The sequence below is a fragment of the Microbacterium sp. dk485 genome (assembly GCF_004570445.1).
GTDB classification, from domain to species: Bacteria; Actinomycetota; Actinomycetes; order Actinomycetales; family Microbacteriaceae; genus Microbacterium; species Microbacterium wangchenii.
In genome coordinates this window covers 175,151-201,576 of the sequence record NZ_SPQW01000001.1, presented here as the reverse complement: position 1 = coordinate 201,576, position 26,426 = coordinate 175,151, and the positions used below count along the sequence as shown (strand labels likewise).

29 protein-coding genes, 1 tRNA gene, 1 pseudogene and 1 riboswitch are annotated in these 26,426 nt (G+C 71.2%); of the genes and pseudogenes, 18 read left to right on the top strand and 13 right to left on the bottom strand.

All coding sequences use genetic code 11. From position 1 onward, the window contains the following. Positions 1 to 9: 9 nt before the first annotated feature. Positions 10 to 771 carry a PspA/IM30 family protein gene (locus E4V99_RS01005; protein WP_135116073.1) on the bottom strand — a complete coding sequence of 254 codons (762 nt, stop codon included), beginning with the start codon at positions 769 to 771 and terminating at the stop codon, positions 10 to 12. Positions 772 to 871: 100 nt separating this feature from the next. After that, positions 872 to 2,920, bottom strand: a complete 2,049-nt coding sequence (locus tag E4V99_RS01000; protein ID WP_135116071.1) for a TPM domain-containing protein — start codon at positions 2,918 to 2,920, stop codon at positions 872 to 874. A 144-nt stretch (positions 2,921 to 3,064) separates the two neighbouring features. Between E4V99_RS01000 and E4V99_RS00995 the strand changes: the two genes are divergently transcribed. The 6 genes from E4V99_RS00995 to E4V99_RS00970 all read left to right on the top strand — a co-directional run bounded on the left by E4V99_RS00995 (position 3,065) and on the right by E4V99_RS00970 (position 7,626). Further along, entirely contained in the window at positions 3,065 to 3,898 is an 834-nt protein-coding gene (locus E4V99_RS00995) for a DUF3097 domain-containing protein (protein ID WP_135116069.1), read from the top strand. Between the two features lie 181 nt (positions 3,899 to 4,079). Continuing rightward, a complete protein-coding gene (trmB, locus tag E4V99_RS00990; protein ID WP_135116068.1) occupies positions 4,080 to 4,814 on the top strand; it encodes a tRNA (guanosine(46)-N7)-methyltransferase TrmB in 735 nt (244 codons plus the stop codon). Beyond that, positions 4,811 to 6,085: an MFS transporter gene (locus E4V99_RS00985; protein ID WP_240742827.1), complete on the top strand. Its 1,275-nt coding sequence runs from the start codon at positions 4,811 to 4,813 to the stop codon at positions 6,083 to 6,085. The genes trmB and E4V99_RS00985 overlap by 4 nt, the downstream gene beginning before the upstream one ends. Then, the gene (locus E4V99_RS00980; protein ID WP_135064549.1) at positions 6,082 to 6,954 is read left to right on the top strand and encodes a CPBP family intramembrane glutamic endopeptidase; all 873 of its coding nucleotides are present in this window, start codon (positions 6,082 to 6,084) and stop codon (positions 6,952 to 6,954) included. Before E4V99_RS00985 ends, E4V99_RS00980 begins: the two co-directional genes overlap by 4 nt. 111 nt (positions 6,955 to 7,065) lie before the next feature. Next, positions 7,066 to 7,130, top strand: a riboswitch (guanidine-III (ykkC-III) riboswitch). A 10-nt stretch (positions 7,131 to 7,140) separates the two neighbouring features. Continuing rightward, entirely contained in the window at positions 7,141 to 7,458 is a 318-nt protein-coding gene (locus E4V99_RS00975) for a multidrug efflux SMR transporter (RefSeq protein ID WP_135064551.1), read from the top strand. Between the two features lie 95 nt (positions 7,459 to 7,553). Next, positions 7,554 to 7,626 (top strand) — tRNA-Arg (locus E4V99_RS00970). A gap of 153 nt (positions 7,627 to 7,779) precedes the next feature. Here the strand turns inward: E4V99_RS00970 and E4V99_RS00965 are convergent. Further along, positions 7,780 to 8,718 (bottom strand): hypothetical protein, encoded by a 939-nt coding sequence (locus E4V99_RS00965; protein WP_209305570.1) that lies wholly within the window; start codon positions 8,716 to 8,718, stop codon positions 7,780 to 7,782. Positions 8,719 to 8,939: 221 nt separating this feature from the next. Here E4V99_RS00965 and E4V99_RS00960 point away from each other — a divergent pair, with 221 nt between their 5' ends. Next, positions 8,940 to 9,542, top strand: a complete 603-nt coding sequence (locus E4V99_RS00960; protein WP_205805884.1) for a TetR/AcrR family transcriptional regulator — start codon at positions 8,940 to 8,942, stop codon at positions 9,540 to 9,542. A gap of 86 nt (positions 9,543 to 9,628) precedes the next feature. On the opposite strand, the gene E4V99_RS00955 is transcribed toward E4V99_RS00960, so the two are convergent. The 8 genes from E4V99_RS00955 to E4V99_RS00920 form a co-directional block, all read right to left on the bottom strand. Continuing rightward, positions 9,629 to 12,133, bottom strand: coding sequence for an excinuclease ABC subunit UvrA (locus E4V99_RS00955; protein ID WP_135116066.1), 2,505 nt, complete (start codon positions 12,131 to 12,133; stop codon positions 9,629 to 9,631). A 28-nt stretch (positions 12,134 to 12,161) separates the two neighbouring features. Beyond that, complete coding sequence (locus E4V99_RS00950; protein WP_135064559.1) at positions 12,162 to 12,365, bottom strand: hypothetical protein; 204 nt, start codon at positions 12,363 to 12,365, stop codon at positions 12,162 to 12,164. A gap of 117 nt (positions 12,366 to 12,482) precedes the next feature. Continuing rightward, positions 12,483 to 12,881, bottom strand: a complete 399-nt coding sequence (locus E4V99_RS00945; protein WP_135064561.1) for a hypothetical protein — start codon at positions 12,879 to 12,881, stop codon at positions 12,483 to 12,485. Continuing rightward, positions 12,865 to 13,689: a prolipoprotein diacylglyceryl transferase family protein gene (locus E4V99_RS00940; protein ID WP_135064563.1), complete on the bottom strand. Its 825-nt coding sequence runs from the start codon at positions 13,687 to 13,689 to the stop codon at positions 12,865 to 12,867. The genes E4V99_RS00945 and E4V99_RS00940 overlap by 17 nt, the downstream gene beginning before the upstream one ends. Before the next feature lie 3 nt (positions 13,690 to 13,692). Beyond that, entirely contained in the window at positions 13,693 to 14,007 is a 315-nt protein-coding gene (locus E4V99_RS00935; RefSeq protein WP_135064565.1) for a hypothetical protein, read from the bottom strand. Beyond that, the gene (locus E4V99_RS00930) at positions 14,004 to 15,593 is read right to left on the bottom strand and encodes a radical SAM protein (RefSeq protein WP_245233094.1); all 1,590 of its coding nucleotides are present in this window, start codon (positions 15,591 to 15,593) and stop codon (positions 14,004 to 14,006) included. Before E4V99_RS00930 ends, E4V99_RS00935 begins: the two co-directional genes overlap by 4 nt. An 84-nt stretch (positions 15,594 to 15,677) precedes the next feature. Further along, positions 15,678 to 16,031: a cupin domain-containing protein gene (locus E4V99_RS00925; RefSeq protein ID WP_135064568.1), complete on the bottom strand. Its 354-nt coding sequence runs from the start codon at positions 16,029 to 16,031 to the stop codon at positions 15,678 to 15,680. An 86-nt stretch (positions 16,032 to 16,117) separates the two neighbouring features. Further along, positions 16,118 to 16,321: a hypothetical protein gene (locus tag E4V99_RS00920; protein WP_135064571.1), complete on the bottom strand. Its 204-nt coding sequence runs from the start codon at positions 16,319 to 16,321 to the stop codon at positions 16,118 to 16,120. A 168-nt stretch (positions 16,322 to 16,489) separates the two neighbouring features. Between E4V99_RS00920 and E4V99_RS00915 the strand changes: the two genes are divergently transcribed. Continuing rightward, positions 16,490 to 17,797, top strand: coding sequence for a cytochrome P450 (locus E4V99_RS00915; protein ID WP_135116065.1), 1,308 nt, complete (start codon positions 16,490 to 16,492; stop codon positions 17,795 to 17,797). Between the two features lie 125 nt (positions 17,798 to 17,922). After that, positions 17,923 to 18,947, top strand: a pseudogene (locus tag E4V99_RS00910) (zinc-dependent alcohol dehydrogenase family protein). A gap of 18 nt (positions 18,948 to 18,965) precedes the next feature. Here E4V99_RS00910 and E4V99_RS00905 read toward each other — a convergent pair. After that, positions 18,966 to 19,706, bottom strand: coding sequence for an alpha/beta hydrolase (locus tag E4V99_RS00905; protein ID WP_135116064.1), 741 nt, complete (start codon positions 19,704 to 19,706; stop codon positions 18,966 to 18,968). Between the two features lie 137 nt (positions 19,707 to 19,843). Continuing rightward, the gene (locus E4V99_RS00900; RefSeq protein ID WP_135064583.1) at positions 19,844 to 20,026 is read right to left on the bottom strand and encodes a hypothetical protein; all 183 of its coding nucleotides are present in this window, start codon (positions 20,024 to 20,026) and stop codon (positions 19,844 to 19,846) included. A 117-nt stretch (positions 20,027 to 20,143) separates the two neighbouring features. Here E4V99_RS00900 and glsA point away from each other — a divergent pair, with 117 nt between their 5' ends. The 9 genes from glsA to E4V99_RS00855 all read left to right on the top strand — a co-directional run bounded on the left by glsA (position 20,144) and on the right by E4V99_RS00855 (position 26,424). Then, positions 20,144 to 21,070 carry a glutaminase A gene (gene glsA, locus E4V99_RS00895; protein WP_135116063.1) on the top strand — a complete coding sequence of 309 codons (927 nt, stop codon included), beginning with the start codon at positions 20,144 to 20,146 and terminating at the stop codon, positions 21,068 to 21,070. Positions 21,071 to 21,194: 124 nt separating this feature from the next. Next, positions 21,195 to 22,241 carry a YihY/virulence factor BrkB family protein gene (locus tag E4V99_RS00890; protein WP_135064589.1) on the top strand — a complete coding sequence of 349 codons (1,047 nt, stop codon included), beginning with the start codon at positions 21,195 to 21,197 and terminating at the stop codon, positions 22,239 to 22,241. A 76-nt stretch (positions 22,242 to 22,317) separates the two neighbouring features. Continuing rightward, the gene (locus tag E4V99_RS00885) at positions 22,318 to 23,037 is read left to right on the top strand and encodes a GAF and ANTAR domain-containing protein (RefSeq protein WP_245233093.1); all 720 of its coding nucleotides are present in this window, start codon (positions 22,318 to 22,320) and stop codon (positions 23,035 to 23,037) included. After that, complete coding sequence (locus tag E4V99_RS00880; RefSeq protein WP_135116062.1) at positions 23,034 to 23,762, top strand: GAF and ANTAR domain-containing protein; 729 nt, start codon at positions 23,034 to 23,036, stop codon at positions 23,760 to 23,762. The genes E4V99_RS00885 and E4V99_RS00880 overlap by 4 nt, the downstream gene beginning before the upstream one ends. 93 nt (positions 23,763 to 23,855) lie before the next feature. Next, the gene (locus E4V99_RS00875) at positions 23,856 to 24,194 is read left to right on the top strand and encodes a hypothetical protein (RefSeq protein WP_135064595.1); all 339 of its coding nucleotides are present in this window, start codon (positions 23,856 to 23,858) and stop codon (positions 24,192 to 24,194) included. 80 nt (positions 24,195 to 24,274) lie between these two features. After that, positions 24,275 to 24,613 carry a hypothetical protein gene (locus tag E4V99_RS00870; RefSeq protein WP_135116061.1) on the top strand — a complete coding sequence of 113 codons (339 nt, stop codon included), beginning with the start codon at positions 24,275 to 24,277 and terminating at the stop codon, positions 24,611 to 24,613. Positions 24,614 to 24,652: 39 nt separating this feature from the next. Continuing rightward, positions 24,653 to 24,988 carry an ATP-dependent DNA ligase gene (locus E4V99_RS00865; RefSeq protein ID WP_135064603.1) on the top strand — a complete coding sequence of 112 codons (336 nt, stop codon included), beginning with the start codon at positions 24,653 to 24,655 and terminating at the stop codon, positions 24,986 to 24,988. Further along, positions 24,975 to 25,181, top strand: a complete 207-nt coding sequence (locus tag E4V99_RS00860; RefSeq protein WP_135064607.1) for a hypothetical protein — start codon at positions 24,975 to 24,977, stop codon at positions 25,179 to 25,181. Before E4V99_RS00865 ends, E4V99_RS00860 begins: the two co-directional genes overlap by 14 nt. 94 nt (positions 25,182 to 25,275) lie before the next feature. After that, positions 25,276 to 26,424 (top strand): Fic family protein, encoded by a 1,149-nt coding sequence (locus E4V99_RS00855; protein WP_135117186.1) that lies wholly within the window; start codon positions 25,276 to 25,278, stop codon positions 26,422 to 26,424. Positions 26,425 to 26,426: the final 2 nt, after the last annotated feature.

The following is a 26,426-nucleotide window of genomic DNA, read 5'->3' as shown; positions in this document are numbered from 1 at the left end:
CGACGCGGGTCAGACCGTGTCGGGGCTGGGGGCGTCGATGGCCGGCCGCTGCTGGGCCGAGCCGCCCACCTTCAGCGCGGCCAGCCGCGCCTCGACCTCGGTCAGCTCGCCGATGTCCTCCAGGCTGTTGAACTGGGCATCGATGCTGGATGCGGCGAGCTCCTGCTTGCCCGCGGCGAGAGCCTCCTCGCGGCGGATCTTGTCCTCGAACCGGCCGAGCTCGCTCGTGGGGTCCAGGACGTCGATCGAGCGGACCGCGTCGTGCACCTTGTTCTGCGCCTCGGCGACCTTGGCGCGCGCGAGCAGTTCGCTGCGCTTGCCCTTGAGCTGCTCGAGCTTGCCCTTCATGCCGTTGAGGCCGTCCTTGAGCTTGTCGACCACCTCGGTCTGGGACGCGATGGTCGGTTCGGCCGTCTTGGCCTCGCTCTCGGCGGAGATCTGACGCTGGAGGGCGATCTTGGCGAGGTTGTCGAACTTGTCGGCCTCACCGGCGTTGCCGGAGCTGCGCAGTTCGTCGGCCTTGCGGCTGGCGGCCAGCGCCTTGTTGCCCCACTCGGCGGCCGCCTGCACGTCCTCCTGGTGGTCGCGCTCGAGCAGGCGCAGGTTGCCGATGGTCTCGGCGATCGCCGATTCTGCGTCGGCGATCGAGTTGGTGTAGTCGCGCACCAGCTGGTCGAGCATCTTCTGCGGGTCCTCGGCCTGGTCGAGGAGCGAGTTGATGTTCGCCCGGAGGAGCGTGGAGATGCGACCGAAGATGGACTGCTTGGCCATCGCGGGTTTCCTTTCCTGTCGACGTCGTGTCGAGTGTGTCGAAGTTTTCTTAGGGGTGTTCGCTATGAGATTCGTGGGATCGGCGGGGTCGTTGCGGGGATCAGAAGCGGCCACCTCCCCGGCGCGAGCGTCCGCCCCCGCCGCTGCGGCCGCCGCCTCCGAAGCCGCCCCCGCCACTGCGGCTGCGACCGCCGAAGCCGCCGCTGCGCCGGCCCGAGGATCCACCGCCGAAGCCGCCGAAGCCGCTGCTGCGCCGGCCGCCCCCGCCTCCGCTCAAGAGGGAGTTCAGCACGATTCCGCCGATCATGGCACCCATCATGCCGTCACCGGAGGACCCTCGGCCGCCGCCGTACCCCACGTCGAAGGCGCCGACGTCGTTCTGCGCCGAGCGTGACGCGGCCGCCGCCAGCTGTGCCGACCGCTGCGCGGCGGAGAGAGCGGCAGCCGGATCCGCCGCACGAAGCTGTTCGGCACGGTCCAGAGACGTGCGCGCCTCGGCCAGTCGCGTGCGGGCCTCCGCACCGACGGCGCCGCGGCGCGCGCCGATGAAGTCTTCCGCGGCCGAGACCTGCGCGCGGGCCTGCAGGAGGGCCTCATCCAGTTGGAGTGCGGCCCGGCGCCGGCGTTCGGCGGCATCCCGGCCCTCGGCGATGACGGCGTCGAGGGCGGAGTTGGCCGCCTCCAGTCCGGCGAGTGCCTCGAGGGGCCGCCGGCCGCCCGAGGACAGGGCCTGGCGACCGCGCGTGAGCTGCTCGCGCGCGGCGGCGACGGCGGCGGCGATCCGCCCCTCCGGGTCGGGCAGGGCGGATGCGGCGGTGATGTCGTTCTCGACCTCGCGCATCAGCTCGGCGGCGCGCGTGCCGGCGGCGGCGAGATCGGCGCCCACCCTGGTCACGGCGTCTTCGAGCAGGCGGGCCTGAGCGACCGCCTCCTGCGCGGCGCGGATGCCCACCGCGGCCTCGCCGCCGCGCCCGGCAGCGAGGGCGGACTGCGCCGCGGCCAGCTGCGCGTCGGCGAAGGCGACGCGCTCGCGCGCCTGGGCGGGGTTGTCGGCGACGGTGGCGAGGGCCTCGTCGGCGTACTCGGCGTGCAGTTTCGCCAGCTGCGCCTCGGCGGCGCCGATCGCTTCGGCGACAGCGGTGCGCTCCTGCTGCGTGCGGGCGAGCTCGGCGGGGGCGTTGGCCTCCAGGTCGCGCAGCGCGTCGAAGGCGTCGGCCTTGGCGTCGAGCGCTTCCTGGGATGCGGCGGTGAGGGTGAGGATCTCGCCGCGCCAGGCGCGGATCTGCTCCTCCGTGTCGGGGGTGGCGTCATCCAGCTGCTGCTGCAGCGTGAAGGCGCGGTCGAGGTCCGCCTTGGCCTGGGTCAGCACCGTCTCGAACTCGGCCACGGCCTCGTCGCCGAACTGGGCGCGGGCGAAGCCGAGTTCCTGCTCGCTGGTCTTGACCGCCTCGTCGGCGGCCACGAGCGCCGAACCGGAGCGGCGGGCCAGCTCCTCCAGGCTCATCTTCGCCGGTGACGCGTTCGGGCCGGATGCCGCGCGCTTGCGCCGCACGGCGAGCCAGATGAGCGCGATCGCGAAGACGGCGACCAGGAGCAGCACCACCAGGATGAGCGACCAGTTCACGCCGCCGGCGGAGGTGTCGGCGCCGGGCACGCCGCCGGTGCCGCCGGCCGCGGCATCCTCGAACCCGGCGGCGGCGGCCTCGATCGCGCCCGACCAGTCCTCGTCGCCGAGGGCCGGGCGTACGCGCTGCTGTTCGATGGCGCTCAGCTGGTCGCCGGTGAGCGGGCCGATCTCCAGATCGCCGGAGATGTAGTACTGGCGGCCGTCCACGGCGACGGCGAGGAGGTACTGCGTCGGTCCGAGGCCGTTGACGACGGCGGCGGTGTTCGCCCAGTCCTCCGGGCTGTCGGGGTCGGTGAACTCGTCGACGAACACGACCCACAGGTCCAGCCCGGTCTCGTCGAACAGCTCGTCGAGCCGTTCGTCGGCGGCGCGCACCTCCGCGCCGCTGAGCACGCCGGCGTCGTCGAGCACGTAGCCGCTGTCGAGCGTCACGGGCGGGGTGGCGTGCGCGGCGGGCGCGATCGCGAGGCCGATGGCGGCGGCCAGTGCCGTGGTCAGCGCCAATGCCCAGCGCGCGCGCATCCGTCCTCCTGAGGGGCTGTGGGGCAGGTGCTCCGAGTCTATGGTCCGGCTCGCGCGGGCCGGTACGGCCTCCGGGTGGATCGGCGTGGGTCCTCGCCGGTGCCGGAGGGCCGGGTTAGGGTCGGGGCTTCGGAGGAGACGGCAATGGATGATCGCTACGGAACCGACGTGCTGGCCAAGGGGTGGCGGGATGCCGGGAGGCGCGTCGTGCCGCAGGTGCCCGCCGAGCGCGACCTGGTCGTGGAGGTGGCCGGCGACGGCTACTGCGGCGCGGTGACGAGGGTCGCATCGGGGACCGTGGAGCTGGAAGACCGGCACGGTCGTCGCCGGCTGTTCCCCCTCGGGCCGGGGTTCCTCGTCGACGGCGCCGCGGTGGTGCTGACCGCGCCCAAGCCGGTGGCGCCGACGGGGACTCGGCGCACCGCGTCCGGGTCGTTCGCGGTCGAGGACGCCAAGGCGCGGGTCGCGCGCCCCAGTCGCATCCTGGTCGAGGGACGCCACGACGCCGAACTGGTGGAGAAGGTGTGGGGCCACGACCTCAGGGTGGAAGGCGTCGTCGTGGAGTACCTGCAGGGCGTGGATCTGCTCGCCGAGGCGCTGGAGGCGGAGCCGCCGAGCGCCGAGCGGCGGTACGGCGTGCTGGTGGACCACCTGGTGCCGGGGTCGAAGGAGACGCGGATCGCCGAGGCGATCGCGCGCGGGAGGCACGGCAAGCACGTGCGGATCGTGGGGCACCCGTTCGTGGATGTGTGGCAGTGCGTGCGCCCGGAGTCGCTCGGCATCGCGCGGTGGCCGGAGGTTCCGCGGTCGGTCGAGTGGAAGGTCGGCGTGTGCCGCGCCCTCGGGTGGCCGGCGGAGGACCAGGCGGATCTGGCCCGCGCGTGGCAGCGGATCCTGGGGCGCGTGACGACGTTCCGCGACCTCGAGCCCGCTCTCCTGGGCCGCGTCGAGGAGCTCATCGACTTCGTCACCGCCTGACCCCCTCACCCGGCCGGCCCGCGCCCGCCCGGCCCGCGCCCGGCGGAGCGCACGGCCCGGCGAAACACCACATCCCGCCCGAAACACCCGGCGACGCATGATGTGTCAGCCGGGATGTGGTGTCTCGCCGGGGGCGACGCGCCGTCGGGCGGCGGGCGGGGCACTGGGTAGCCTGGAGGGTATGCCCGAAACCCCCGCCGCCCGTGGCGATTTCCGCGACCGGCCCGTGTCGTTCGTGCGCCGGAGCGGCCGGATGTCCGACGGACAGGAGCGGGCGTGGGAGCGCCTGTCGCCGTTCTACCTCCTCGAGGCGCCGCGGGATGCCGCGGCCACGAGCGTGCGCGCGGGCTCGGAGATCGACCCGGCCGCCGTGTGGGGGAGGACCGCACCGCTCGTCGTGGAGATCGGGTCGGGCCAGGGGCACGCGATCGTGCATGCCGCGACGGAGCATCCCGACACCGATTTCCTCGCCGTCGAGGTGTTCAAGGCCGGCCTTGCCCGCACGATGCTCGACGCCGACCGCGCCGGCGCGCGCAACCTCCGCCTCGTGGAGGCCAACGCGCCGGAGGTGCTCGAGCACCTGCTGCCGGCGGCCTCCGCGGATGAGGTGTGGGTGTTCTTCCCCGATCCGTGGCACAAGAACAAGCACACCAAGCGCCGCCTGATCGACGCCGAGTTCGCCCCGGTCGCCGCCCGAGCGCTGAAGCCGGGCGGGATGCTGCGGCTGGCGACGGACTGGGAGGACTACGCGCGTCAGATGCGCACGGTCCTGGATGCCTCGTCCCTGTTCGAGCGCGCGTTCGAGGGCGACTGGGCCGAGCGTTTCGACGGGCGGGTGCTCACGGCGTTCGAGCGCAAGGGCGCCCGTGCCGGCCGCGCCATCCGAGATCTGGCCTACCGGCGGATCCCGGCGTGACCGACCTGCACGCGGTGCGTCGCGACCGGTTGCGAGCGGTGCGCCCGCTCGGCCACCGCGACTTCCGGGTGCTGTTCGCCGCGGTCGTGCTGTCGGTGTTCGCCGCCGGCATGTGGGCGGTCGTCATGGTCTACGCCGTGATCGATGCCGGCGGCGGCCCGCTGCAGCTGTCGATCGTCGCGACGGCGAACGCCGTCGGACTCCTCGCGTGCGCGATCCCCGGGGGCATCGCCGCCGACCGCGTGTCCCGCCGGCTCATCGTCCGCGCGGTCGCGGTGCTCGACGCCGTCGCCGTCGCCTCCATCGTGATCGCCGGCGCCCTGGGCGCCCTCACGATCCCGCACGTGGCGGTCGTGGCGTTCCTCCTGGGCGCGGGGTCTGGGTTCTTCTTCCCCGCCTACAGCGCGATCCTTCCCCGCATCCTGCCGCCCGAGCACCTCCTGGCCGCGAACGGCCTGGAGGGCGCCATCCGTCCGGCCCTCCAGCAGGCGGCAGGGCCCGCGGCGGCGGGCTTCCTGCTGGCCGCGCTCGTGCCCGCCTTCGCGACGGTCTTCGTGTGCGCCGCGTACACGCTCGCCTTCGTCCTCCTGCTCTTCCTGCGCCGCGAACCCGGCCCGGGAGCCGACGACGCACCGCTCTCGCGCGGCGTCCTCCACGACCTCCGCGAAGCGGTCGCCTTCACCGTCCGCACGCCGTGGCTGCTGTGGACGCTGCTGTTCGCCACCGGGTGGGTGCTCGTCTCGCTCGGGCCTGAGCAGGTGCTGCTGCCCTTCCTCGTGCGGGAGCGGGTGGGGGAGGATCCGCGGTTGTTCGGATTCCTGCTCGCCGCCCTGGGCGCCGGGGGAGTGGTGGGCTCGCTCGTGGTGTCGTCGATGCGGATGCCGCGGCGTTACCTCACCGCGATGATCGTCGTGTGGGCGGTGGGGACCACCCCCTTCGCCGTCATCGGATTCACCGACTCGTACTGGCTGCTGCTGGTGTGCTGCTTCACGCTGGGCTGCGCATTCAGCTACGGCAACGTCATCTGGGGCACCCTGCTCCAGCGCCGCGTGCCGCGGCACATGCTCGGACGGGTGTCGAGCCTGGACTTCTTCGTGTCGCTCGCGCTCATGCCGGTGTCGATGGCCCTGTCCGGCCCGCTCGCCGAGGTCCTGCCGCTGTCGACGATCTTCCTGGCCGCCGGCACCCTGCCGCTCGCGTTCGGCCTCATCGCCCTACTCGCCGCCCGCATGCCGCGGGACGAGATCACCCATCCGCTGGAGGCCGCATGACCGCCCACGCCGCTCCGCCCGCCCCGACCCGGCCTGCGCTGTCGTGGGGGCTCGTCCCCGCGCTGCTGGTGTGCCTGGCCGCTCCCGCGTTCTTCGTGCTGCAGATCGCGTGGCTCGGATGGATCCTGCTGGCGGCGGGCCTCGTCGGCGCGTGGCTCGTCGAGCGGCGCGAGGGCACCGCATCCCTCCGCCGGCGCGACGAGAACGAGCCGCCGAGCCTCCTGCGCGACCTCTCGCTCATCGCGCTGGGGCAGCTGATCGTCAGCGCGATCCCGCTGAAGGCCGAGCTGGACAACATGGCGATGCTGCGGTTCACCGTGGCCCTCGGCGGCGCCGTGCTGGTGCCGTATCTTGTGTCGCGCTACGTGTACCGCGACTACGCGATCCGCTTCCCGTGGCGCGGGGGCGGGCGGTGGACGGCGCTGCAGTGGGGCTGGCTCGTCGCCGTTCTCGTGCTCGGGTGGCTGATCCTGCCGTTCTACTTCATCACGTCGGGCGTCTACACGAACTGGCCCGTCGTGGACACCCCGGAGATGATCGCGCGCCTGTTCGTGGGCGTCGGCGCCGTCGGCATCTGGGACGAGCTGTTCTTCATCTGCACCGTGTACGTGCTGCTGCGGCGGCATTTCCCCGACTGGCAGGCGAACCTGCTGCAGGCGGTCGTGTTCGTGTCGTTCCTGTGGGAGCTCGGCTACCAGGCGTGGGGCCCGGTGCTGACTATCCCGTTCGCGCTCGTGCAGGCGATCCTGTTCCTGCGCACCCGCTCGCTCGGGTACGTCGTGACGGTGCACCTGTTGTTCGACGCCGTCGTCTTCGGCGTGCTCGTGCACGCCCACAACCCCGGCCTGATCCCGATCTTCCTCCTGTAGCCCCCGCTCCGCGCCTCCGCCGCCCGCCGAAACACCACATCCCGTCCGAAACATCCGGCGACGCATGATGCCTCGGCCGGGATGTGGTGTTTCGAGCGGGGGTAGCCTGGGGAGCGGATGCCGACCGCATCCCCGGACGAGGGATCAGTACCCGGACAGCGACAAGACTGGCCAAGGAGCTGTGTCATGTCGTGGATCGTTCTCGTCGTCTCCGGTGTCCTCGAAGCGGTCTGGGCGACCGCGCTGGGCAGGTCGGAGGGGTTCACCAAGCTCTGGCCGACCGTGATCTTCGGCGCCGCGCTCGTGGCGAGCATGGGCGGTCTCGCGTGGGCGCTGCGGGAGATCCCCACCGGCACCGGCTACGCCGTCTGGGTCGGGATCGGCGCCACCCTGACCGTCGCCTACGGCATGGTCACCGGCACAGAGCCGGTGTCGCTCGTGAAGATCCTGCTCATCCTCGGCCTCGTCGGCTGCATCATCGGACTGAAGCTCGTCAGCTCCTGACGGACGCGCCGCGCGGAAGGCCGTCGAGGGGCGCGGATGAGCGGCGCAGCCGGTGTCGGGGGAGGGCGCGCGCCGGTGATAACCTCGATCAGTACGCCTCCGTAGCTCAGTGGATAGAGCGCCGGTTTCCGGTACCGTAGGTCGCAGGTTCGACTCCTGTCGGGGGCACTTCGGGGTGAACGTGGACGGGTCTCGATCCGCACCCCAGTAACGAGAAAGCGCCGCCTGGTCTCAGGCGGCGCTTCTCGTTTCGCGGGCCCCGATCGTGGACGCGGCGATCGCATCGGGACATCCTCCTCGGCGGTTCCGGTCGGTTCTGTCTCACCGCAGGTGGAAGGTGTCGAGGATGTGGGGGGTGTCCAAGAGGGTGTGCGGTGCGAAGGCGTGATAGCCCCACACGTGAACCCACGCGTTGCCCGTACGCAGTGTGAGGTAGGTCTTGATCATGCCCGGCCCGAGATAGGTGAAGAGCAGGAAGATCAGCGAGAGGGCGGCGGACTGCGGGGACGTGAAAACGGTCCAGGCGTCCCAGAAGTGCAACCCGGCGTAGGTGAGGCCGCCGCACAGCACGGTGGCGATGACGGAGCCGGTGAGCGCGAGATATCGCGGAACGAGGATGGCGTACACGAACACCATCGCAGGCAGCACCGCGCCTGCCATGTAGAGGAGGAACGTGAACGCGGCTCCCACGACCAGCTGCCCCGGCGGGAGGTTGAGCGTCGCAGGGGCCAGCGCGAAGATCTGGAACGCCGTCTCCAGCCCGAGCACAACGATGATGACGAGGACGTCGTTCCTGGCGTCGGTCGAGCGGAGTCCGAGAGCGAGCGACGAGTACCGTCGACGGAAATACAGCAGCGGGATCACCGCATAGACGACCACGTTGTACCCGGCCCACGTCACGACCTCCGCCGGGGGAAGGTGCTCATGGGTGCCGAACAGTGTTCCCGCGAGGTGAAGGCCGAAAGGGTGCCATCCGAACGCTCGAGCCAGAAGGAAGCCACCGAGCAGCCCGGTCGCTCCGTACGCGAGCAGCGCGATGGTTTCGGCGCGGGCCCGGTGACGATCGGGCGCACGCGCGGCGACGTCGACGGGCGCACGACGCCGGGTCAGCAGGTACACCACGCCCATCAGGATCAGAACCTCCGCCAGTGCCAGGTTGACCTCTACCAGGATCTGCCACGTGGATCTCCCCGCGCGCGCGGGCCAGTCGAACGGCAGCGCACGGGGCGCGGTGATCGCCACCCAACCGTTCGCAGCCACCCAGCCCGCCGCCGCCACCCACAGACTCCAGTGCCCCGGAAGCCGCCGCTTTCCGTGACGACCGAAAGCTGACTCATCGGCGGCGGCGTCCGTCTTCACGCGGGGACCCGCCGTTGAGCCGTTTCTGTCGCTTGATCCGTCCACAACGCCTCCCGGTTGGTAGCACACCCGTGATACTTCGCAAAGTATCACGGCCGTGATACAACGGAAAGGTGCCCAGAATGGTGGACGCCGATCAGCGCAGAGACGAGATCGCTGCAGCAGTGTGGCGGGTCATTCGCCGCGATGGTCTGGAACGGGCGTCCGTGCGGGAAGTGGCGCGCGAAGCCGGACTGTCCACGGGGTCGCTGCGGCACTACTTCCGCAGCCAGCCGGAGTTGCTGGTCTTCACGATGAGCTCGGTGGTGGAGCGGGTCGAGCGGCGCATCGCGGCGGTACATCAGCCGGATGATGTGTTGCAGGCGGCGAAGCTGGTGTTGGCGGAGCTGCTGCCATTGGATGACGAGCGGCACGCAGAGAACGAGGTGTGGATGGCTTTCACGTCTCGAGCCCTCGTCGACCCTGAGCTCGGATCACTGCGCGACGAAGCTTACGACCGGATGCGTGAGGCCTGTGTGCTGTGGGTCGGCCGGCTCTGCGGTGACGCCGGCGAGGACGTGCGGGAGGTGGAAGCCGAACGCTTGTTCGCCGTGCTCGACGGCCTCGCCGTCCATGCAGCCGTCCGGCCGGAACGTGCCACGCCCGCCCGGTTGCGGGCGGTGCTTGATCATCACCTGGACCAGGTCGCCTCCTCGGGCCGCGCTGCGATGGATGGCGCACCGTGATCTCGGCAAGCGCCCGCAAGCCGGTGTGATGACCGAGGAGCATCGCCTTGCGGCTCGCCTGCGCCGATGGGCGACCGCCGCCCACCTCAGCGCAGGTAGCGGCCCGTGACGCTGTCGGATGCGGCGGCGATGTCCGCCGGCGTCCCCGTGGCGACGATCCGCCCACCGGCCGTCCCTCCGCCGGGCCCGAGGTCGATGATGTGGTCGGCGTTGCCGATCATGTCGAGGTCGTGCTCGATGATGACGACGGTGGCGCCCTGGTCGATGAGCCGCTGCAGCACCCCCAGCAGCACCCGCACGTCGAGCGGATGCAGGCCGATCGAGGGTTCGTCGAGGACGAAGAGGGTGTTCCGCCGGCTCCGCCCGATGTCCGCCGACAGCTTGAGCCGCTGCGCCTCGCCGCCCGACAGCGCCGTGGTGGCCTCACCGAGGGTCAGATAGCCCAGGCCGAGGTCGGTCAGGATGCGGAGCCGGGACTCGACCCGCGCCAGATCGGCGACGTGCGGCAGCGCCTGGTCGACGGTGAGGGAGAGGAGGGCGGGAAGGCTGAGCGGATCGCCGGTGGCATCCTTCGGGGTGCGACGGATGTCGTGCGCGTCGGGGCGGTAGCGGCTGCCGCCGCACGCCGGGCACACGATGTCGACGTCGGGGAGGAACTGCACGTCCAGGGAGATCTGCCCCGTGCCGTCGCACTCCGGGCAGCGCAGGGAGCCGGTGTTGTAGGAGAAGTCTCCCGCCGTCAGCCCCCGGGCATGCGCCTCGGGGGTGCGCGCGTACACCCGGCGCAGGTCGTCGAGGACGCCGCTGTAGGTGGCCACGGTGGAGCGGACGTTGACGCCGATCGGCGAGGCATCGACCACGTCGACCACGTCGATGCCCGCCGGCTCGACAGCGGTGACGTGCGCCGGAAGCGCGGCGCCCGCGGCGCGCGCGACCAGCGCGGGCACGAGACTCTCCAGGATCACCGTCGTTTTCCCAGACCCCGAGACGCCGGTGACCGCCGTGAGACGGCCCTTGGGGATCTCCAGGTCCAGGGCCTGCACCGTGTGGATCGGCGCCGTCGACATGCGGATGCTGCCGAGATCGAAGAGTTCGGCGGGCGTGGTGCGCTCGCGCACCGTTTCCGCTGCGCTCACGCCGAGGAACGGCGCGATGCGCGAGCGGGGGTCGCCGATGACATCCGCGCGCGTGCCGGCCGCGATGACGGTGCCGCCGTCGGCGCCAGAGCCGGGCCCGATCTCGATGAGCCAGTCCGCCTCGCGCAGCACGTGGGTGTCATGGTCGACGACGACCACGGAGTTGCCGTCGCGCAGCAGGCTGCGGATGACCGCGATGAGGCCGTCGAGGTTCGAGGGATGCAGGCCGATGGACGGCTCGTCGAGGACGTAGAGCACGCCCGTGGTCCGGTTGCGGACCGCACGGGAGAGCTGCACGCGCTGCCGTTCGCCGGTGGACAGGGTGGACGAGGCGCGGTCCAGCGTGAGATATCCCAGGCCCAGCTGCAGCAGCATCCGTGCACTGCCGACCATCTGCGCGACGATGCTCTCGGCCATCGCCGTCATGTCCGGTGGCATGAGCCCCGGCAGGGTCTGCACCCACGTGGTGACCTCCTCGAGCGTCTTGGCCGTCGCCTGCGCGAGCGTGATGCCGTCGACCAGCGTCGCGCGCGCCCGCGCGTTCAAGCGGCTCCCGCGACAGAGGGGACAGGTCTGGATGCTGAGGAATCGCTCGATCCGGCCGATCCCGCTCTCCGTCTCGGCCTTGCGCAGGGCCTCGACGACCGATTGATGCGCGTTGCGGTAGGTGGCGTTGAGCTCGAACAGCTTGCCGTTCTTCGACGGGTACAGGATGACCCGTTTCTCCTCGGGACCGGCGAACACGATCCGACGTTCCCGCGCGGTGAGCTCCGCGAAGGGGACGTCGGTGCGCACCCCCATCTCGGCGACGACCTTCGAGTTCGCCGCCAGACCGAACAGCGCCCACGGCGCGACGGCACCGTCGTCGATGCTGATCGTCTCATCGGGCACGAGGGTGGTGTCGTCCACGTCGCGCACGATCCCCGTTCCTTCGCACCGCTCGCACGCGCCCTCGCTGTTGAACGCGAACGACTCCGCGCTCGGTGGTGGGAAGACGGCGCCGCACGTCGGGCACGTCAGCGGCCGGTCCAGCGCGACGTCGGTGGTCGGCGGCATCCGGTGCCCGTTGGGGCATTCGTGACTGCCGAGGCGGGAGTAGATCAGTCTCAGAGTGTTGAGCAGTTCGGTGGAGGTGCCGAACGTGGATCGCACCCCGGGCACGGCGGGGCGCTGACGCAGCGCGAGAGCGGCGGGCACGTGCTCGACGCTGTCGACGGCCGCGCGGGCGGCCTGAGTGAGGCGCCGCCGCGTGTAGGTGGAGAGCGCCTCGACGTAGCGACGGGAGCCCTCGGCGTACAGCACCCCGAGCGCGAGCGACGATTTGCCCGATCCCGATACTCCGGCGATCGACACCATCATGTGCAGGGGCACGTCGACGTCGATGTTCTTGAGGTTGTTCACCCGGGCGCCGCGCACGCGGATGGCGTCCGGGAGCGCAGCCGCCGCCGGTCGCATGATCAGGCCGCCCGGCCGCGGCCGCCCATCAGCTCGGCGGCCGGGTGTCGACGTCGTGCCGGTCGGCGTCGCCGATCCGCGGGTCGGCCGCCGTCTCCGGCGACACCGGCGATGTCCCGGCCGGCGCTTCGGTGCCCGGGTAGCGGGGCTGTTCGACGTCCATGTCGGCGTCGCGCTCGTCGGCGGGCGGCAGGTGGTCGAGGGGCTGGGGGATGTCGTCTGGCTTGCTCATGCCGACAGCCTCCGCGATCTCGCCGGCGGCGGGATAGGGGTTGCGATCGGCGGCGCACGCGCCTAACGACCGGCCGCACCCGGTCTCATCGGCGGCCGCGGCCGTGCCGGGCGTGTCTCAGCCGAAACCGCCCAGCAGGGCGATGCACGGACCGATCACGATGAGCCAGGCGGCGCCCGTCATGATGAGCATCCCGGTGCCGTACGGGCGGGAGCGCGGGGAGAACATCAGGGCGATGGAGACGACGGCGATGGCGATGAACGGCCACAGGAAGCCGAAGATGGTGCTCACGGCGCCGAGGGTGCCCAGGGCCAGCACGATGCCCAGCACGTACGCGCCGCACCCGATGCCCAGGCCCGCCGCGACGCCGCCGCCGAACCCCCTGCGGCCTCCGGGCGGCTGCTGCGGGGGAGGTGGTGCGCCTCCGGGCGGCTGGTGCGGGGGAGGCGGCGGTGGCGTGCCGGGAGGCGGTGCGAAGCGCGGCGGCTCTTGCGGGTCGTCAGGCGTGCTGGGCATTCGGCGTCGTCCTTCCGGGTTCGGCTTCGGGCTGTGAGGTCTCACGGAATCTCCCGCGCCGCGCCATCCACACGATGCGCGCGAGCAGCAGCGGGATGGTGACGGCCAGGAACAGCTGCGGACGGGTGAGGCCGATCCACGCGACCTCGTTGCCGCGGACGAACTCCACACCGAAGCGGAAGAGGCCGTACGCGGCGATGAAGAGCGTGAGCGTCTCTCCCGCGGCGATCGGGCGGTGGCGCAGCCAGAACCACAGCAGTACGAACGCCGCCGCGTGGAACGCGATCTCGTAGACGAAGCTCGGATGCAGCGGCACGCCGGCCTCGGCCCCCACGCGTGCGGCGGCCGCAGGCTCCAGCACGATGCCCCATGCGGCGCCGGTGGGGGTTCCGGGCTCCTCGGTGAGGAGGCACCCGATGCGCCCGATGACCATCGCCAGCGCGACGGCAGGGGCGAACAGGTCGCCGGTGCGGCCGGGGAAGCGGACGATCCGCTTGGCCACGTGCACGCCTAGCCATGCGCCCACGAGCGCCGACAGCATCGATGCATTGCCGTACGCGAGCTGGTCGATGAGGCTCAGGTTCCGCGACGGATCCAGGTGCTGGGCCCACGTCCCCAGGCGCGAGAACACGGCGGCGCCGAGGAGCGCCCCCAGGACGATGTAGGCCAGACGCGGATCGCTCACCCCGCGGCGGCGCTTCTCCACCAGGAACACCGCGCCGGCGGCGGCGAGGCCGAGGGCGACGAAGACGGCGTGCGTGTCCACCGGCGGCAGCCACGGGACGAGGTCGCGAAGAGTGGGGAACACCGGTCAGCTCAGCAATCGCACCCACATCATGACCCACAACGGGACGGCCGCCAGCGCGAGCACCTCGAGCACCCACAGGTAGGCCAGGACGAGACGCGTGTCGCCGAGCCGGCAGCGGGAGCGGAGGAGGCCGGCACGCCGTGCCCGGGTGTACCCGGCGATGGCGACGCCGGCGAAGACGGCCACGGCGATCGGGCCGAGCAGGGCGGCGATCGCGGCGACGGTGGTGAACACGCACAGGCGCAGCGGGTCGAACGGTGCGGGGTCGGCCACCGACGGGTCGCGCTGGTTGAGGTGGCGGAAATCGGCGGTGCTCATGCGACGCTCACCGGGAGCTGCCGTCGGCCGCCGGTCGCGGTGGAGATGCGCGTGCGCGACAGCGGCGCCCACGCCTGCACGGCGCAGAACGGCGCGCACTGGTGGGCGGCGGTGGTCTCGTTGACGGTGGCGACGTGCACGCAGCACTGGGTCAGGCGCTCCTCGATCATCGTGTTGATGTCCATGAACGGCTTCACCGTGATGCGCAGGACCCGCTCGCCCATCATCTTCCGCAGTCGCGCGTGCTGACCGGGCAGCTTGGAGGCGGCGAGGGTGGCGAGCGTCCCGATGCCGAGGTCGCAGTTCTGGCAGATGTCGCGCCAGATGGTGGCCATCGAGGGGTGCGACAGCGACGACTGCTCACTCAAGAGGTCCAGCAGCGAGCCCTTCACGACCTCCCGGATCGCCTTGTTGACGTTCGAGTCGGCGATGCGGTTGGCGAGCATGTCGGGCTGGAGGTCGAGGAAACCCTTCAGCTGCTCGTGGCCGATCAGCCCGACGAGCGATTTCCAGTCGCCGGAGTCATCCTTCAGCAGGTAGCCCACGGAGCAGCAGTGCGGATGGCTGCAGGGCAGCGCCGTGAGGTCGCGCCACGTGACCTCGCCGTCGGTCTGCGGTCCGAGCCGCGCCAGCACGCCGGTGTGCGTGAGCCTCGCGGTGGGGTCGATGCCGGAGGAGCGGCCGGAGCCGAACACGGGCTGGATCGTCACGCCGCCGACGAACGGCGTCGCCATCGCCCGGCGGATGACGGCGCCCATCTCGCCGTCGTTGACCCCGAGCGTCGCGGTCATCGTGAGCGTCATGAAGACGCCGGCATCCGAGAGCCGCTGGATGGCGCGCTCCTTGAACCGGCGGATGTCGGCCCCGCGGTGGAACCGGGACGACTCGGCGGACTCGCCGTCGTATTGCAGGTAGATCTCCACGCGCTCGCGGTGCTTCTTGAGCGTCTCCACGAACGCATCGTCCTGGGCGATCCGCAGGCCGTTGGAGTTGATCAGGATGCGCACCACCGGCCGCGCCACGAGGTGCTCGAGCAGCTGCTCGAGCCACGGGTACAGCGTCGGCTCGCCGCCGGAGAGCATGAGCACGTCGATCCGGTTGTTCTCCCGCGCCAGGCGCGCGTCGACGGAGGCGAGGACTTCGGCCAGCGGCGCGATCGAGGATGCGGCGGGGCTGGACTCCGCGAAGCACGTGGGGCAGCGCAGGTTGCAGTGGTCGGTGAGGTCTTCGAGCAGGATGCACGTGTGCTGGGTCTGCATCTGCGGCAGCCCGTCCTCGTAGGCCGACGGCACGGGCTTGAAGTTGCCCGCCAGGTCGGGAGTGTGCGCCTTGGTCGGGGCCGTCCACTGCTCGAGATAGGTGAGGATCTCGGCCGACTCGTCGTAGAGCGTGCGGATGAGGCCGTGATCGGGGCATCCGCGCTCCAGCCAGATCGTCCCGTCACGGTCGGCGAGCCATCCCGAGAGCCGCCGGACCTCGCTGAGCGGCCGGTCCGGTTCCTCCTCGTGACACTCCGGGCAGAACGCGTTGACGTATCGATGGACGCGATAGTCGCGCAGGGGCATCCCCGCACCGGGCTGGCTCATTGGCTCACCATAGCCGCGCCATAGCTTCGGAGGGGACGCGGCTCGCGCGTATCCTCGGCCGCGCTCCGCGCGCGGCCGGACAGGTCAGGTGATGACGGGCTCGCCCGGGTCGCGGGCGTCGCTGAGCCCGATCATCCGCCCGCCGATCCTGGACCCGGGGCGGTGGGAGGTCCCCGGCGCGAACACCACGTAGGTTCCCGCGGGGTACGTCGTGCCGTTGTCGTCGATCTCCCCGGATGCCACGTAGTAGCGCTCCTCGAGCGCGTGATGATCCGTGACCGGCCACCGCGTCCCGGGCGCGAAATCGTACGCCCAGGCGCGGATGAGATCCGTCGCGGGCAGGAGGCGTCCGGTGATGCCGGGAGTCACTTCGAAGGGAGGCAGATCGTCGATCCGCACGGCCTGGATGTCGGTGGGGGTGATGGAGCGCTCGGACATGCCTTCATCGTGCGCCCGCGCGGTCGCTCCCGCGTGCGCCCGGCGGTCACGGGGGAACGTGATCCTGCCACGCCCCCGTGGTGGGACTATTCCGTTCCGCTGTCGGTGTCCGTCTGCGGCGCGTCGATGACGCCGATCCCGACGGCCTCGTGATCGGGTTCCGCATCCAGCGGCTTGTCGGCCTTCGGCTCTTCGCCGGGGTCCTTCTCCGTGCTCGGTTCGGCCAGCTCCTCGGCGGCCGGCATGTCGTCCTCGTTGCGCTGCCCGTCCGCGTCTGCCGAGTTGCTCATGGTGTGACTCCATTCGTCGTGGGTGCATCAGCAGGGTGCCATCGACGGCCCCCGACAGGCAAAGGGTTGACCCGCAGCGACAGGACACCCACCGGCGCCCGATAGCACACCGCTCGGGTCGGGACGGGTGGCTTCGGCTCCGCGGGGGCGAGCTGGCACCGTGGAGTCATGCCGACGATCACCCCACTTCTGCACGATGATTCCGTCTCCCTCCTGACCCGCGGGTACGGCTTCGGTTCACACATCTGGCGCCGAGCCCGGCGGGGTGCCAGAGCGGTGCCGTTCCGTCTGCTCGGGCGAGACGCACTGCTCGTGCGGGGCGGCGAAGGCGTGGAGCTCTTCTACGACGAGACCCGCGTCCGCCGGCACGGCGCGATGCCGGCCTTCATCCAGCAGTCGCTGTTCGGCAAGGACTCGGTGCACAGCCTCGACGGCGACGAGCACCGCCACCGCAAGGCGACGTTCCTCGACGTCGCATACGACGACGCCCAGGTCGCCCGCCTCACGCCCCTGTTCGAGGAGGAGTGGCGGGGCGAGCTGGATGCGTGGCTGGCCGGGGGCACCCGCAGCGCGTACGAGGCGGCGGTCGGCGCGTTCGGCCGGGCCAGCATGCGGTGGGCCGGCATTCCGGGAACCGCCGCCGCGCAGACGCGGTGGGCGACGCGGCAGGCGCAGATCGTCGACGGATTCGGCGTGCCCTACTCGCCCGAATACCTGCTGACCCTCCTCAACCGCCGCTGGTCCGATCGGCACGCCGAACGCCTCATCGAGGCGGTGCGGTCGGGGATGCTGCATCCGGTCGAGGGCACGGCGCTGGCGGAGTGGGCGGCGCACCGTGACCCTTCCGGCGCTCTGCTGCCGCCCCGCGTGGCGGCGGTGGAGCTGCAGAACAGCTTCCGCCCCATGATCGCGGTGTCGCGTTTCGTCGCGTTCGCCGCCAAGGAGCTGCACGACCGGCCGGAGTGGCGCGAGCGCATCGCCGCCGAGAGCGGCCAGCGCGGCACCCTCGTCGGGGGAGAGCTGGCGACGATGTTCGCGCAGGAGATCCGCCGCACCGCCCCGTTCGTCCCCGTGCTGCCGGCGTGGGCGATCACCGACGTCGAGCTCGACGGGGAGCGGCTGGCCGCCGGCGGCCGGGTGGTGCTCGACATCCTCGGGACCGTCACCGACGAGCAGTCGTGGGAGCGGCCCGACGAGTTCGACCCGGAGCGCTTCCGCGGTGTGGCGGACTACGAGGCGCTCACGGCATTCGTTCCCCACGGCGGCGCCGACCCGGCCACCGGGCATCGCTGCCCCGGGGAGAAGCTCGCGATCGCCGGGCTTGCCACGGCGATCGCGGCGCTGAGCGATCCGCGTATCGGCATCCTCGACGCCGGGCTCGGGGTGAACCGCCGGCGCATGCCGACCAAGCCCGCCTCAGGCGGGCGCGTGCGCGCCGCCGCCTCACCCTCCGGCTCCCGCTGCCCCTTCCACTGACGCCATCCGCCCCGGCCGGCGCGGGGCGACTCGGGCGGGATGCGCAAGGCCTGGTGCGTGCGGCGGCGGAGGGGTTGGGTGGAGGGTGCGACCGGTGCCGGAGCCGCAACGATGAGGAGCGCAGCATGCGTGCAGTGATGATGTACGGGCCCGGCGACGTGCGCGTGGAGGAGCGCCCCCGACCGAAGATCCTCGCACCGACGGATGCGATCATCCGCGTGACGGCGACCTGCATCTGCGGCTCCGACCTGTGGCCGTACCGCGGGCTCGAGCCCCTCGCGGCGACCCCGCAGCGGATGGGGCACGAGTACATCGGCGTGGTCGAGGAGGTCGGTGCGGACGTGCGGGACCTCACGCCCGGCGATGACGTCGTCGGCTCGTTCGTGGCCTCCGACAACACGTGCGAGATCTGCCGTGCCGGCTACCAGTCCCGCTGCGTGCGTCAGGTGATGATGGGCGGGGTCGGCACGCAGGCGGAGTACGCACGCATCCCGCTCGCCGACGGGACGCTCGTCCGCACCCCGGCCGAGCCCACCCCCGAGCAGGTGCCGTCGCTGCTGGCTGCCTCCGATGTGCTCGGCACCGGCTGGTACGCCGCGGTCGCCGCCGAAGCCGGCGCCGGCAAGACCGTCGCCGTCGTCGGCGACGGCGCCGTGGGGCTCCTCGCCGTCCTCGCAGCCCGGCACCTGGGCGCCGAGCGCATCATCGCGATGTCGCGTCACGCCGACCGGCAGGCGCTGGCGCGCAGGTTCGGCGCCACCGACATCGTGACCGACCGCGGTGAGGCCGGGGTCGCGGCGATCAAGGACATGACCCACGGCTGGGCGCCCACAGCGTCGTCGAGGCGGTGGGTACCCAGGAGTCGATGGAGCAGGCGATCCGCTCGACCCGTCCCGGCGGCCACATCGGCTACGTGGGCGTGTCGCACGACGTGACCCTCGACGGCGCCGAGCTGTTCTTCGCCAGCGTGCACCTGCACGGCGGGCCGGCGCCGGTGCGCCGCTTCCTGCCCGAACTGGTCGAGCTGATCTGGGATGGGACGATCACCCCCGGCGACGTGTTCGACCTCACCCTGCCGCTGGCGGATGCGGCGGAGGGCTACCGTGCGATGGACGAGCGCCGCGCGATCAAGGTGCTGCTGACGCCCTGACGCCCGATTGCACTGCGGTCAGGAGATCGACGCGACCGCCGCCCGGATGGCGGCGAGGGTGGGCTCGGGCTGCGACAGCATCGACACGTGCGAGGCATCCACCTCGGTGATCGTCGACCCGGCGCGCTCGGCCATGCGGCGCTGAACGCCGATGGGGATGATGCGATCCTCAGTGCCCAGCACCGCCCAGCTGGGGATGCTCCGCCACGCGGGCGAGCCCGACGGGGTGACATTCGCCACGAGCGACCCCGGACGCTGCGTCGCCACGATCATCCGCCGGTCGGCTGAGGGGAGGTCCTGCGCGAACGCCGTGTGCACGGTGTCGGGCTTGAGGAAGGCGTCCGCGGCGCCTTCGGGTGCGCCGGGGTACCCGGCCAGGTCGAGCACCGTCGTGGGGTCGGCCACGGCCAGGGCAGAGCCGGAGCCCTCCAGCAGTCCCACGACCGTCTCGCCCTCGTCGGGAATGAACGCGTCGACGTAGACGAGCGCGCGCACGTCACCGCCCTGGGTGGCGGCATTGGTGATGACGGCGCCGCCGTAGGAATGCCCGACGAGAACGACGGGACCGCGTGTGCGCTGGGCCAGGTACGACGCGATGTAGGCGGCATCCGAGGCGAGCCCGCGAAGTTCGTTCGGCGGTGCCATGACGGTATGCCCTTCGGCCTGCAGCGGCGGGATGATGGCGCTCCAGCTGGATGCGTCGGCCCACGCCCCGTGGAGCAGGACGATGGTGGGTGTGGGCGTGCTGCTCGCGGACATGGGGATCTCCTCCAGAACGTCGCCCCGTGGGCGAGTGGATCTCGGATCGCGCCGTGTCGCATCCCCTGGCGCTGGAGACACCATAGAGCCGCGCACCCGGTGACCACCAGGGGTGCGCGGCTCGCCGCCGTGTGCTCTCAGATGCTCGTGGCACCACCGGCGTCGCCGTCGGTGACGGCGTCGGCGGCGGCCTCCTCTGCCGCAGCGCCCTCCTCCGGCGATTCGGAGCCGGTCTGCGCGGCGGTGTCGTCGGCGGCGGGGGAGTCGTCCTGCTGCGAGCCGCTGTTCTCGGAGCGGTCGGTGGGCGTGTCGTCGGTCATGATTCTCCTTCGATCGGACCCCCAGCCAACCGCAGCGGTGACCGCGGGCGGAAGGGCTTGCGGACGTTCGTGTCGCCTGCCAGGCGAACGGACAGCGCGTGCTGGCACGCTGGAGGCATGAGCCCCGTCGCAGACCCCGCCCGATACGACCTCGAAGGGCTCCGCGACCGGGTGCTCGCCGAAGAAGCGGGCGAGGTGGATGACAGCATCCCCGAGCTGGCCGGTGCCGACGCCGACCTGTGCGCCATCGCACTGGCCCTGCCCGACGGCACGGTGCGCGGCAGCACGCAGGCGGATGTGCCGTTCAGCATCCAGTCCGCCGTGAAGCCGTTCCTCTTCGCGCTCGCGCTGCTGGACACCGGCGGCGACGCGCTGCACCGCATCGGGATCGAACCGACCGGTGAGGCGTTCGACGCGATCAAGCTGGAGAGCGGCACCGGGCGCCCACCCAACCCGATGGTCAACGCCGGCGCGCTGCTGACGGCGGCTCTCGTGGACGGCGGCGATGTCGAGGGCCGCAGCGAACGCATCCGGCGCGGCCTCGCGGCGTTCGCGGGCCGTGAGCTCGACGTCGACGAAGACGTCGCGCGCAGCGAGCATCTGCTCGGCGACCGCAATCACGCGCTCGCGCACCTGATGCGCGCCGAGGGAACCCTGGAGGTGGGAGCCGACGACGCGGTCGCCGTCTACGCGCGCGCGTGCGCGACCCTCGTGGACGCGGAGGCGCTCGCGGTCATGGGTGCGACGCTGGCGTGCGGGGGCGTGAACCCGGTGACGGGGGACCGCGTGCTGCCGGAGAGATCAGCTCGTGACGTCGTGTCGGTCATGGCCACGTGCGGTGTCTACGACGGATCGGGACGGTGGATGCGCAGCGTGGGCATCCCCGCGAAATCCAGCGTCTCAGGAGCCATCGTGCTGTCGGCGCCGCGGACCCTGGGTGCCGCGGTGATCAGCCCCCCGCTGGACGAGCGGGGCACGAGCGTGCGCGGACGTGTGGCCAGCGAACGCCTCAGCGACGAACTGGGCCTGCACGTCTTCGGCTGACGGGCTTCAGCGGCGGTGGCCCCGCGCACATGCGCCCCGTCCAGTCAACCCACCCGACGAACAGGCCTCGCTCGTCGTAGACCTGAAGTACGTCAGAATGCCCCCGGACTCCGAGAGGATCGTCATGTCGGAGAAGACCACATCCCGCCCCGAGCCCGAGAGCGATGCCAAGCCCGATTCGCCCGCTGATCTCACGAAGCGCTCGTGGAAGTACGTCCTCGTCAAGTCCGTCCGCGAGTTCTCCTCCGACCAGTGCCTGGACATCGCCGCCGCGTTGACCTACTTCGGTGTGCTCGCGCTGTTCCCCGGGCTGATCGCCGTCTTCTCGCTCCTGGGCGTGTTCGGGCAGGGCGGCGAGTCCGCGAAGGCCGTCCTCGAGATCGTCGACCAGGTCGCTCCCGGCGGAACGGCCGACACCCTGCGCGGACCGATCGAGCAGCTCGCTTCGGCGCCGGGGGCGGGTTTCGCCCTGGTCAGCGGAATCGTGTTGGCGATCTGGTCGGCCTCGGGCTACGTGGGCGCTTTCAGCCGCGCGATGAACCGCATCTACGAGATCGAGGAGGGGCGTCCCTTCTGGAAGCTCAAGCCCATCCAGCTCCTGCTGACGGTCATCCTCGTCGTCCTCGTCACCCTCGCCGCCTTGATCCTCGTGGTCTCGGGGCCGATCGCCGAAGCGTTGGGCAGTGCCATCGGGCTGGGGGACGTGGCCGTGACGGTGTGGCAGATCGCCAAGTGGCCCGTGCTCCTCGTCATCGTCGTCCTCGCCCTCGCGATCCTGTACTACGGGGCCCCCAACGCCAAGCAGCCGAAGTTCCAGTGGATCAGCGTGGGGGCGATCATCGCGATCGTCGTGCTGGCCATCGCGACGGCCGGGTTCTTCTTCTACGTCTCGAACTTCTCCAACTACGACCGCACCTACGGGTCGCTCGCCGGTGTGATCATCTTCCTGCTGTGGCTGTGGATCGCCAACCTCGCGATCCTCTTCGGCGCGGAGGTGGATGCCGAGCTCGAGCGTGGCCGGCAGCTTCAGGCGGGCGTGGCGGCCGAGCGTGACATCCAGCTCCCTCCCCGCGACACCCGCAAGAGCGACAAGGCCGCCGAGAAGGAGGAGAAGGACATCGAGGAAGGGCGGCGGATCCGCTTGCAGCACGGCGACGACGGCGGCTCCTGACCCGGCCGGACGGTGCTGCCTGGAGCGCGCGAACCGGCTCGGTTACGCTCGAAGAGAGCCCCGGGATCATGGGGCGATGTCGGAGGTCGGATTGGACGACTCGTTCGCCGAGGCGATGCTGGTGCTGGAACGGCCCGGAGTGGAGCGCGAGCGATTCAGTGCGCCCTTCCTGAAGGTGTTTCCCGTGACCGGTGCGTCCGTCTCCACGTTGGGGGACGTCCTCGGCAGTGAGATCGTCTCGGCGACGGACGTGGATGCCGAGAGGCTCGACGAACTCCAGTTCGACCTCGGCGAGGGCCCGTGCTGGGACGCGTTGCGTCTGGGTGGGCCCGTAGCCGTCCCGGATCTGCCCGTCGAGGGCCGCCGGCGCTGGCCGGCTTTCGCGGAGGCGGCGCGCACGGTGCCGGTGGCGTCGATCTTCGCCTTCCCTCTGGCCGTGGGCTCGCTGCGCCTGGGCGCGGTCGACCTCTATACGCAGGAGCGGACGGAGCTCACCCCCGATCAGGCCCGCCAGGCCGCGACGATGGCTCGAGTCATCGGACGACACCTGCTGCAGGAGGCCGTCGACACTGCCGGCGCCACCGACGCGGCGGGCAGCCGGTATTCACGGCGCGTGGTGCATCAGGCCACCGGAATCGTTCTGGCGCAGCTGGACACCACCGCGGAGGAGGCCAGCCTGGTGGTCCAGGGGCACGCGTTCGCCCGGAACCGGCCGGTGTCCGACGTCGCCGCCGACGTCGTGGCGGGGCGCCTGCACTTCCGCAGGGTGGACGGGGATATCGAGGTGATCGAATGAGCGAGACGACTTTCGACTCCCGGCTCCTGGGCGTCCTCACCACTCTGGCGGACACCCTCGTCGACGACTACGACATCGTCGATCTGCTGCAGACCCTCGTGGACGCGTGCCGCGACGTCCTGGGTATCTCTGCGGCAGGGATCCTGCTCGCCGACGAGGCGGGAGAGCTGGAGCTGATCGTGTCCACGAGCGAGGCGAGCCGCCTCGTCGAGGTCATGCAGCTCGGTGCGCAGGCCGGTCCGTGCATCGAGTGCTTCCGCACCGGTGCGTCCGTCTCCGTGCCCGCCATCGCCGATGCGCCGGTGGAGTGGGCGGGATTCCGAGTGGAGGCGCTGGCCCAGGGATTCCGCTCCGTGTACGCGGTGCCCCTGCGGCTGCGGGAGACGACCATCGGCACGCTGAATCTGCTCAACACGGACGAGGGCCTCGTGGGCGAGTCGTCACAGGCGGCTGCACGGGCGTTCGCCGACGTCGCGACGATCGGGATCCTCCACGAGCGGTCTCTGCGGGAATCGGAGCTTCTCACCCAGCAGCTTCAGCACGCCCTGAACAGCCGGGTCCGGATCGAGCAGGCCAAGGGCGTCGTCTCTTACACGACGGGGGTGTCGATCGGCGACGCGTTCGATGTCATCCGCCAGTACGCTCGCCGCCACCAGCTGCCCCTCAGCGTGGTCGCCACCCGCATCGTGGACCGCGAGCTCCGCCTGGATCGCAGCGCCCTCTGAGCTCCGGGTCCGCTCGCGTGCGACGTCTGTAGACTCAAGGTCGACCGCCCCGGACCCCGGCGCTCGCCATAGCGGCACGGACGGGACGGCACGATGAAGATCCTCATCACGGCACTGGGTTCATATCTGACCGGCGACGAGATCGCGGACGCGGTTCGGGAGTACGCTCAGGCACTCGCCGACGAACGCGCAACGGACGTGGTGGACATCCCGATCGCCGGAGACGGCGGCTCGACGCGTCTGCGCATGTCGGTCGGGTGGCTCGTACAAGTCCACGCGGTGGATGCGGAGACCGACGGCTCGGAGTTGACGGATCCCGCCACCAGCACCCGGCTGCGGGAACGCGCGACGCGCCTGACCACTCACCGCATGTCGCCGGAGCCCTTCGAGCCCCTGGGTCTCTCGGATTACGACTGGCTCCGGTACGCCTGACCCTCCCCAACGGGTGTCGGCATCCGGTCTGGGATGTCAAGGGCCTGGATCCATCCGGCGCAGCGGGCGACGGTGCAGACGTGAAGCATGTGACGTACGCCGAGAAGGCCCACCTGATGGGAGACGATGCCGCCGACGCCCTCGTGGAATACGCGCGGGCCCTCGCGCTCGCCGACACGACCGAGACCGTGACGCTGCGGGCGATCGATCTCCACGGCAACGAGGTGGAGGCCACCTTCCTGCTCAGCGCCAGCACCCCGATCCTCGTCGAGTCCACGAACTCCGGGTTGGAGGTCCCCGGGAACGAAGAGATCGTCGTAAACATGCGGCACGCGACGGCAGCGCTGCTCGATCCGCCGGCCGTGCAGCCCGAAGACCGATCGAGTGACCCGCGGCCTCGGTTCGACGAGGAGCTGTAGACGTGGCCGCATTCCGACGAGAGGCCGCGGAGGCGAGCCATGGGTAAGCTCCTGTTCGAGCAACAATTGCGCGTCGACTTCGAAGACCGGCTGCTCGCGCATCTGCAGGTCGTCATCACCGCGAAGCTGCGGCGCGGGGAGTCCTTCGTCTTCTCGTGGCGCGACGACCCGAGCGTGGGGGACGGCCGCACCTCCATCTGGGTGCATCCCCGGTCGGTGATCGTCTACAAGTACCACGGCAGTCGGCGGCCCGCCCTCAACCGGGCATGGCTGGATGCCTTGAGCTATACCGCGAACAGTCCGGAGGGGCTGTACGTGGTTCCCGAGCCACCACCCCCTCGCGCGGAGACAGGATCGCAGGATGAAGCGGATTGACATCGTGTACGGCGGCCGCGATTACTCGGTCAGTGGTCGTGAGCTCGACGACCTGCAGAACGAGATCGAGAGCCTGCTTGCCGGCGCGGGCCACTGGCTGCAGGTGAGCATCGGCGACGGTGAACCCCAGCCGACCTACCTGTACCTGAGCCCCGGCACACCCATCGCGCTGGTGCCCGTCCCGGAGCCCTGACCGCGCCGCTGCGCGGCCGGGTCTGGTCTCGGCTGGCTTCGCCAAGCGGGAACAACGTGCGAGAGTAGCGAGCGTGAACTCGTTCGGTGATTCCGTGGAAGTCTGGCCTGCGCACCGATTCGACGACGACGGGGCCGCGATCCCGCCGAGCATCGCCGAGCTGGATTACGCGCCGTCGTTGCGCACCGTCGGGACGTGCGAGTCCGCACTCATCGCGGTTGCGCAGGCGGATGCCGACGGCGCCGGGTCACGCGGGGCGCTGTCGTCGTTCATGATCCGGTGCGAGTCGGCCGCCTCCGCGCGCATCGACGGGATCCGTGCGGAGGGCGCCGAGTACGCGCAGGCGGTCGCGGGCCTGGGTGGGATCGACAATGCCAGGGGAATGGTCGCCACCGGTGCTGCCGTGGCCGGCCTGCTCGACGGAGTCGACGCACGCGGTGCCTTCACGGTGGACGACCTGCGCGCCGCCCAGGCTCTCCTCGTGGGTGCCGAGGCGCCCCCGGGTCCAGGCGGGATGAGACGGACCGACACCGCGATCGGATCGGCCGCCGACGCGCCTTATGTCCCGCCGGCCCCCGACCGCGTCCCCGCGCTGCTGGAGGACCTCGTGGTGTTCCTCAACCGCGACGACGTCCCCGTGATCGTCCAGGCCGCGATCGCGCACGCCCAGTTCGCCTCCATCCGCCCCTTCGCGGGCGGCAACGGCCGCATCGGGCGCGCCCTTCTGGTGGCCTCCCTGCGCCGGCGAGGAGTGAGCGGCCATGCCGTGGTGCCGCTGGCCTGCGGGCTGGCGGCCAGACAGGAGGAGTACGTGGAGTCGCTCGTGGCGTTCCGCGATGGTGACCCCTCCCCGATCGTCGTCCTGGTGGCCACGTGCGCGCGTGTGGCCGCCACCGAGTCCCGCATCACCGCAGCACGCGTGAAGGCGCTCCCCGACGAATGGCGGGCTGCGGTGAAACCTCGTCGGGGCTCGGCCGCGGCTGCGCTCCTATCGGCGTTCGCGGAGCGCCTGGCGATGGGTGCCGCCGAACTCGAGCGGCACTGCGGCGCCGGACGGGCCCGCGCGTATCAGGCGGTGGAGCGGCTCGTGTCAGCGGGCGTCATCCACGAGGTCACCGGGCGCAAACGCGGCAGGGTATGGGCGGCCACCGATCTCCTCGCTGAATCGGACGACCTCGACCGACGCATCCACGCGGCCATGGGCGGCGGGCGCAGGGAGAGCGCACCCGACCCCGCCGGGTGAAC

Excerpts from the sequence above, each read along its gene's own strand:
- E4V99_RS01005 (WP_135116073.1), bottom strand. The coding sequence starts at position 771 with ATGGCCAAGCAGTCCATCTTCGGTCGCATCTCCACGCTCCTCCGGGCG.
- E4V99_RS01000 (WP_135116071.1), bottom strand. The coding sequence starts at position 2,920 with ATGCGCGCGCGCTGGGCATTGGCGCTGACCACGGCACTGGCCGCCGCC.
- E4V99_RS00995 (WP_135116069.1), top strand. The coding sequence starts at position 3,065 with ATGGATGATCGCTACGGAACCGACGTGCTGGCCAAGGGGTGGCGGGAT.
- trmB (WP_135116068.1), top strand. The coding sequence starts at position 4,080 with ATGCCCGAAACCCCCGCCGCCCGTGGCGATTTCCGCGACCGGCCCGTG.
- E4V99_RS00980 (WP_135064549.1), top strand. The coding sequence starts at position 6,082 with ATGACCGCCCACGCCGCTCCGCCCGCCCCGACCCGGCCTGCGCTGTCG.
- E4V99_RS00975 (WP_135064551.1), top strand. The coding sequence starts at position 7,141 with ATGTCGTGGATCGTTCTCGTCGTCTCCGGTGTCCTCGAAGCGGTCTGG.
- E4V99_RS00960 (WP_205805884.1), top strand. The coding sequence starts at position 8,940 with ATGGTGGACGCCGATCAGCGCAGAGACGAGATCGCTGCAGCAGTGTGG.
- E4V99_RS00955 (WP_135116066.1), bottom strand. The coding sequence starts at position 12,133 with ATGCGACCGGCGGCGGCTGCGCTCCCGGACGCCATCCGCGTGCGCGGC.
- E4V99_RS00950 (WP_135064559.1), bottom strand. The coding sequence starts at position 12,365 with ATGAGCAAGCCAGACGACATCCCCCAGCCCCTCGACCACCTGCCGCCC.
- E4V99_RS00945 (WP_135064561.1), bottom strand. The coding sequence starts at position 12,881 with ATGCCCAGCACGCCTGACGACCCGCAAGAGCCGCCGCGCTTCGCACCG.
- E4V99_RS00935 (WP_135064565.1), bottom strand. The coding sequence starts at position 14,007 with ATGAGCACCGCCGATTTCCGCCACCTCAACCAGCGCGACCCGTCGGTG.
- E4V99_RS00930 (WP_245233094.1), bottom strand. The coding sequence starts at position 15,593 with ATGAGCCAGCCCGGTGCGGGGATGCCCCTGCGCGACTATCGCGTCCAT.
- E4V99_RS00925 (WP_135064568.1), bottom strand. The coding sequence starts at position 16,031 with ATGTCCGAGCGCTCCATCACCCCCACCGACATCCAGGCCGTGCGGATC.
- E4V99_RS00920 (WP_135064571.1), bottom strand. The coding sequence starts at position 16,321 with ATGAGCAACTCGGCAGACGCGGACGGGCAGCGCAACGAGGACGACATG.
- E4V99_RS00915 (WP_135116065.1), top strand. The coding sequence starts at position 16,490 with ATGCCGACGATCACCCCACTTCTGCACGATGATTCCGTCTCCCTCCTG.
- E4V99_RS00905 (WP_135116064.1), bottom strand. The coding sequence starts at position 19,706 with ATGTCCGCGAGCAGCACGCCCACACCCACCATCGTCCTGCTCCACGGG.
- E4V99_RS00900 (WP_135064583.1), bottom strand. The coding sequence starts at position 20,026 with ATGACCGACGACACGCCCACCGACCGCTCCGAGAACAGCGGCTCGCAG.
- glsA (WP_135116063.1), top strand. The coding sequence starts at position 20,144 with ATGAGCCCCGTCGCAGACCCCGCCCGATACGACCTCGAAGGGCTCCGC.
- E4V99_RS00890 (WP_135064589.1), top strand. The coding sequence starts at position 21,195 with ATGTCGGAGAAGACCACATCCCGCCCCGAGCCCGAGAGCGATGCCAAG.
- E4V99_RS00885 (WP_245233093.1), top strand. The coding sequence starts at position 22,318 with ATGTCGGAGGTCGGATTGGACGACTCGTTCGCCGAGGCGATGCTGGTG.
- E4V99_RS00880 (WP_135116062.1), top strand. The coding sequence starts at position 23,034 with ATGAGCGAGACGACTTTCGACTCCCGGCTCCTGGGCGTCCTCACCACT.
- E4V99_RS00875 (WP_135064595.1), top strand. The coding sequence starts at position 23,856 with ATGAAGATCCTCATCACGGCACTGGGTTCATATCTGACCGGCGACGAG.
- E4V99_RS00865 (WP_135064603.1), top strand. The coding sequence starts at position 24,653 with ATGGGTAAGCTCCTGTTCGAGCAACAATTGCGCGTCGACTTCGAAGAC.
- E4V99_RS00860 (WP_135064607.1), top strand. The coding sequence starts at position 24,975 with ATGAAGCGGATTGACATCGTGTACGGCGGCCGCGATTACTCGGTCAGT.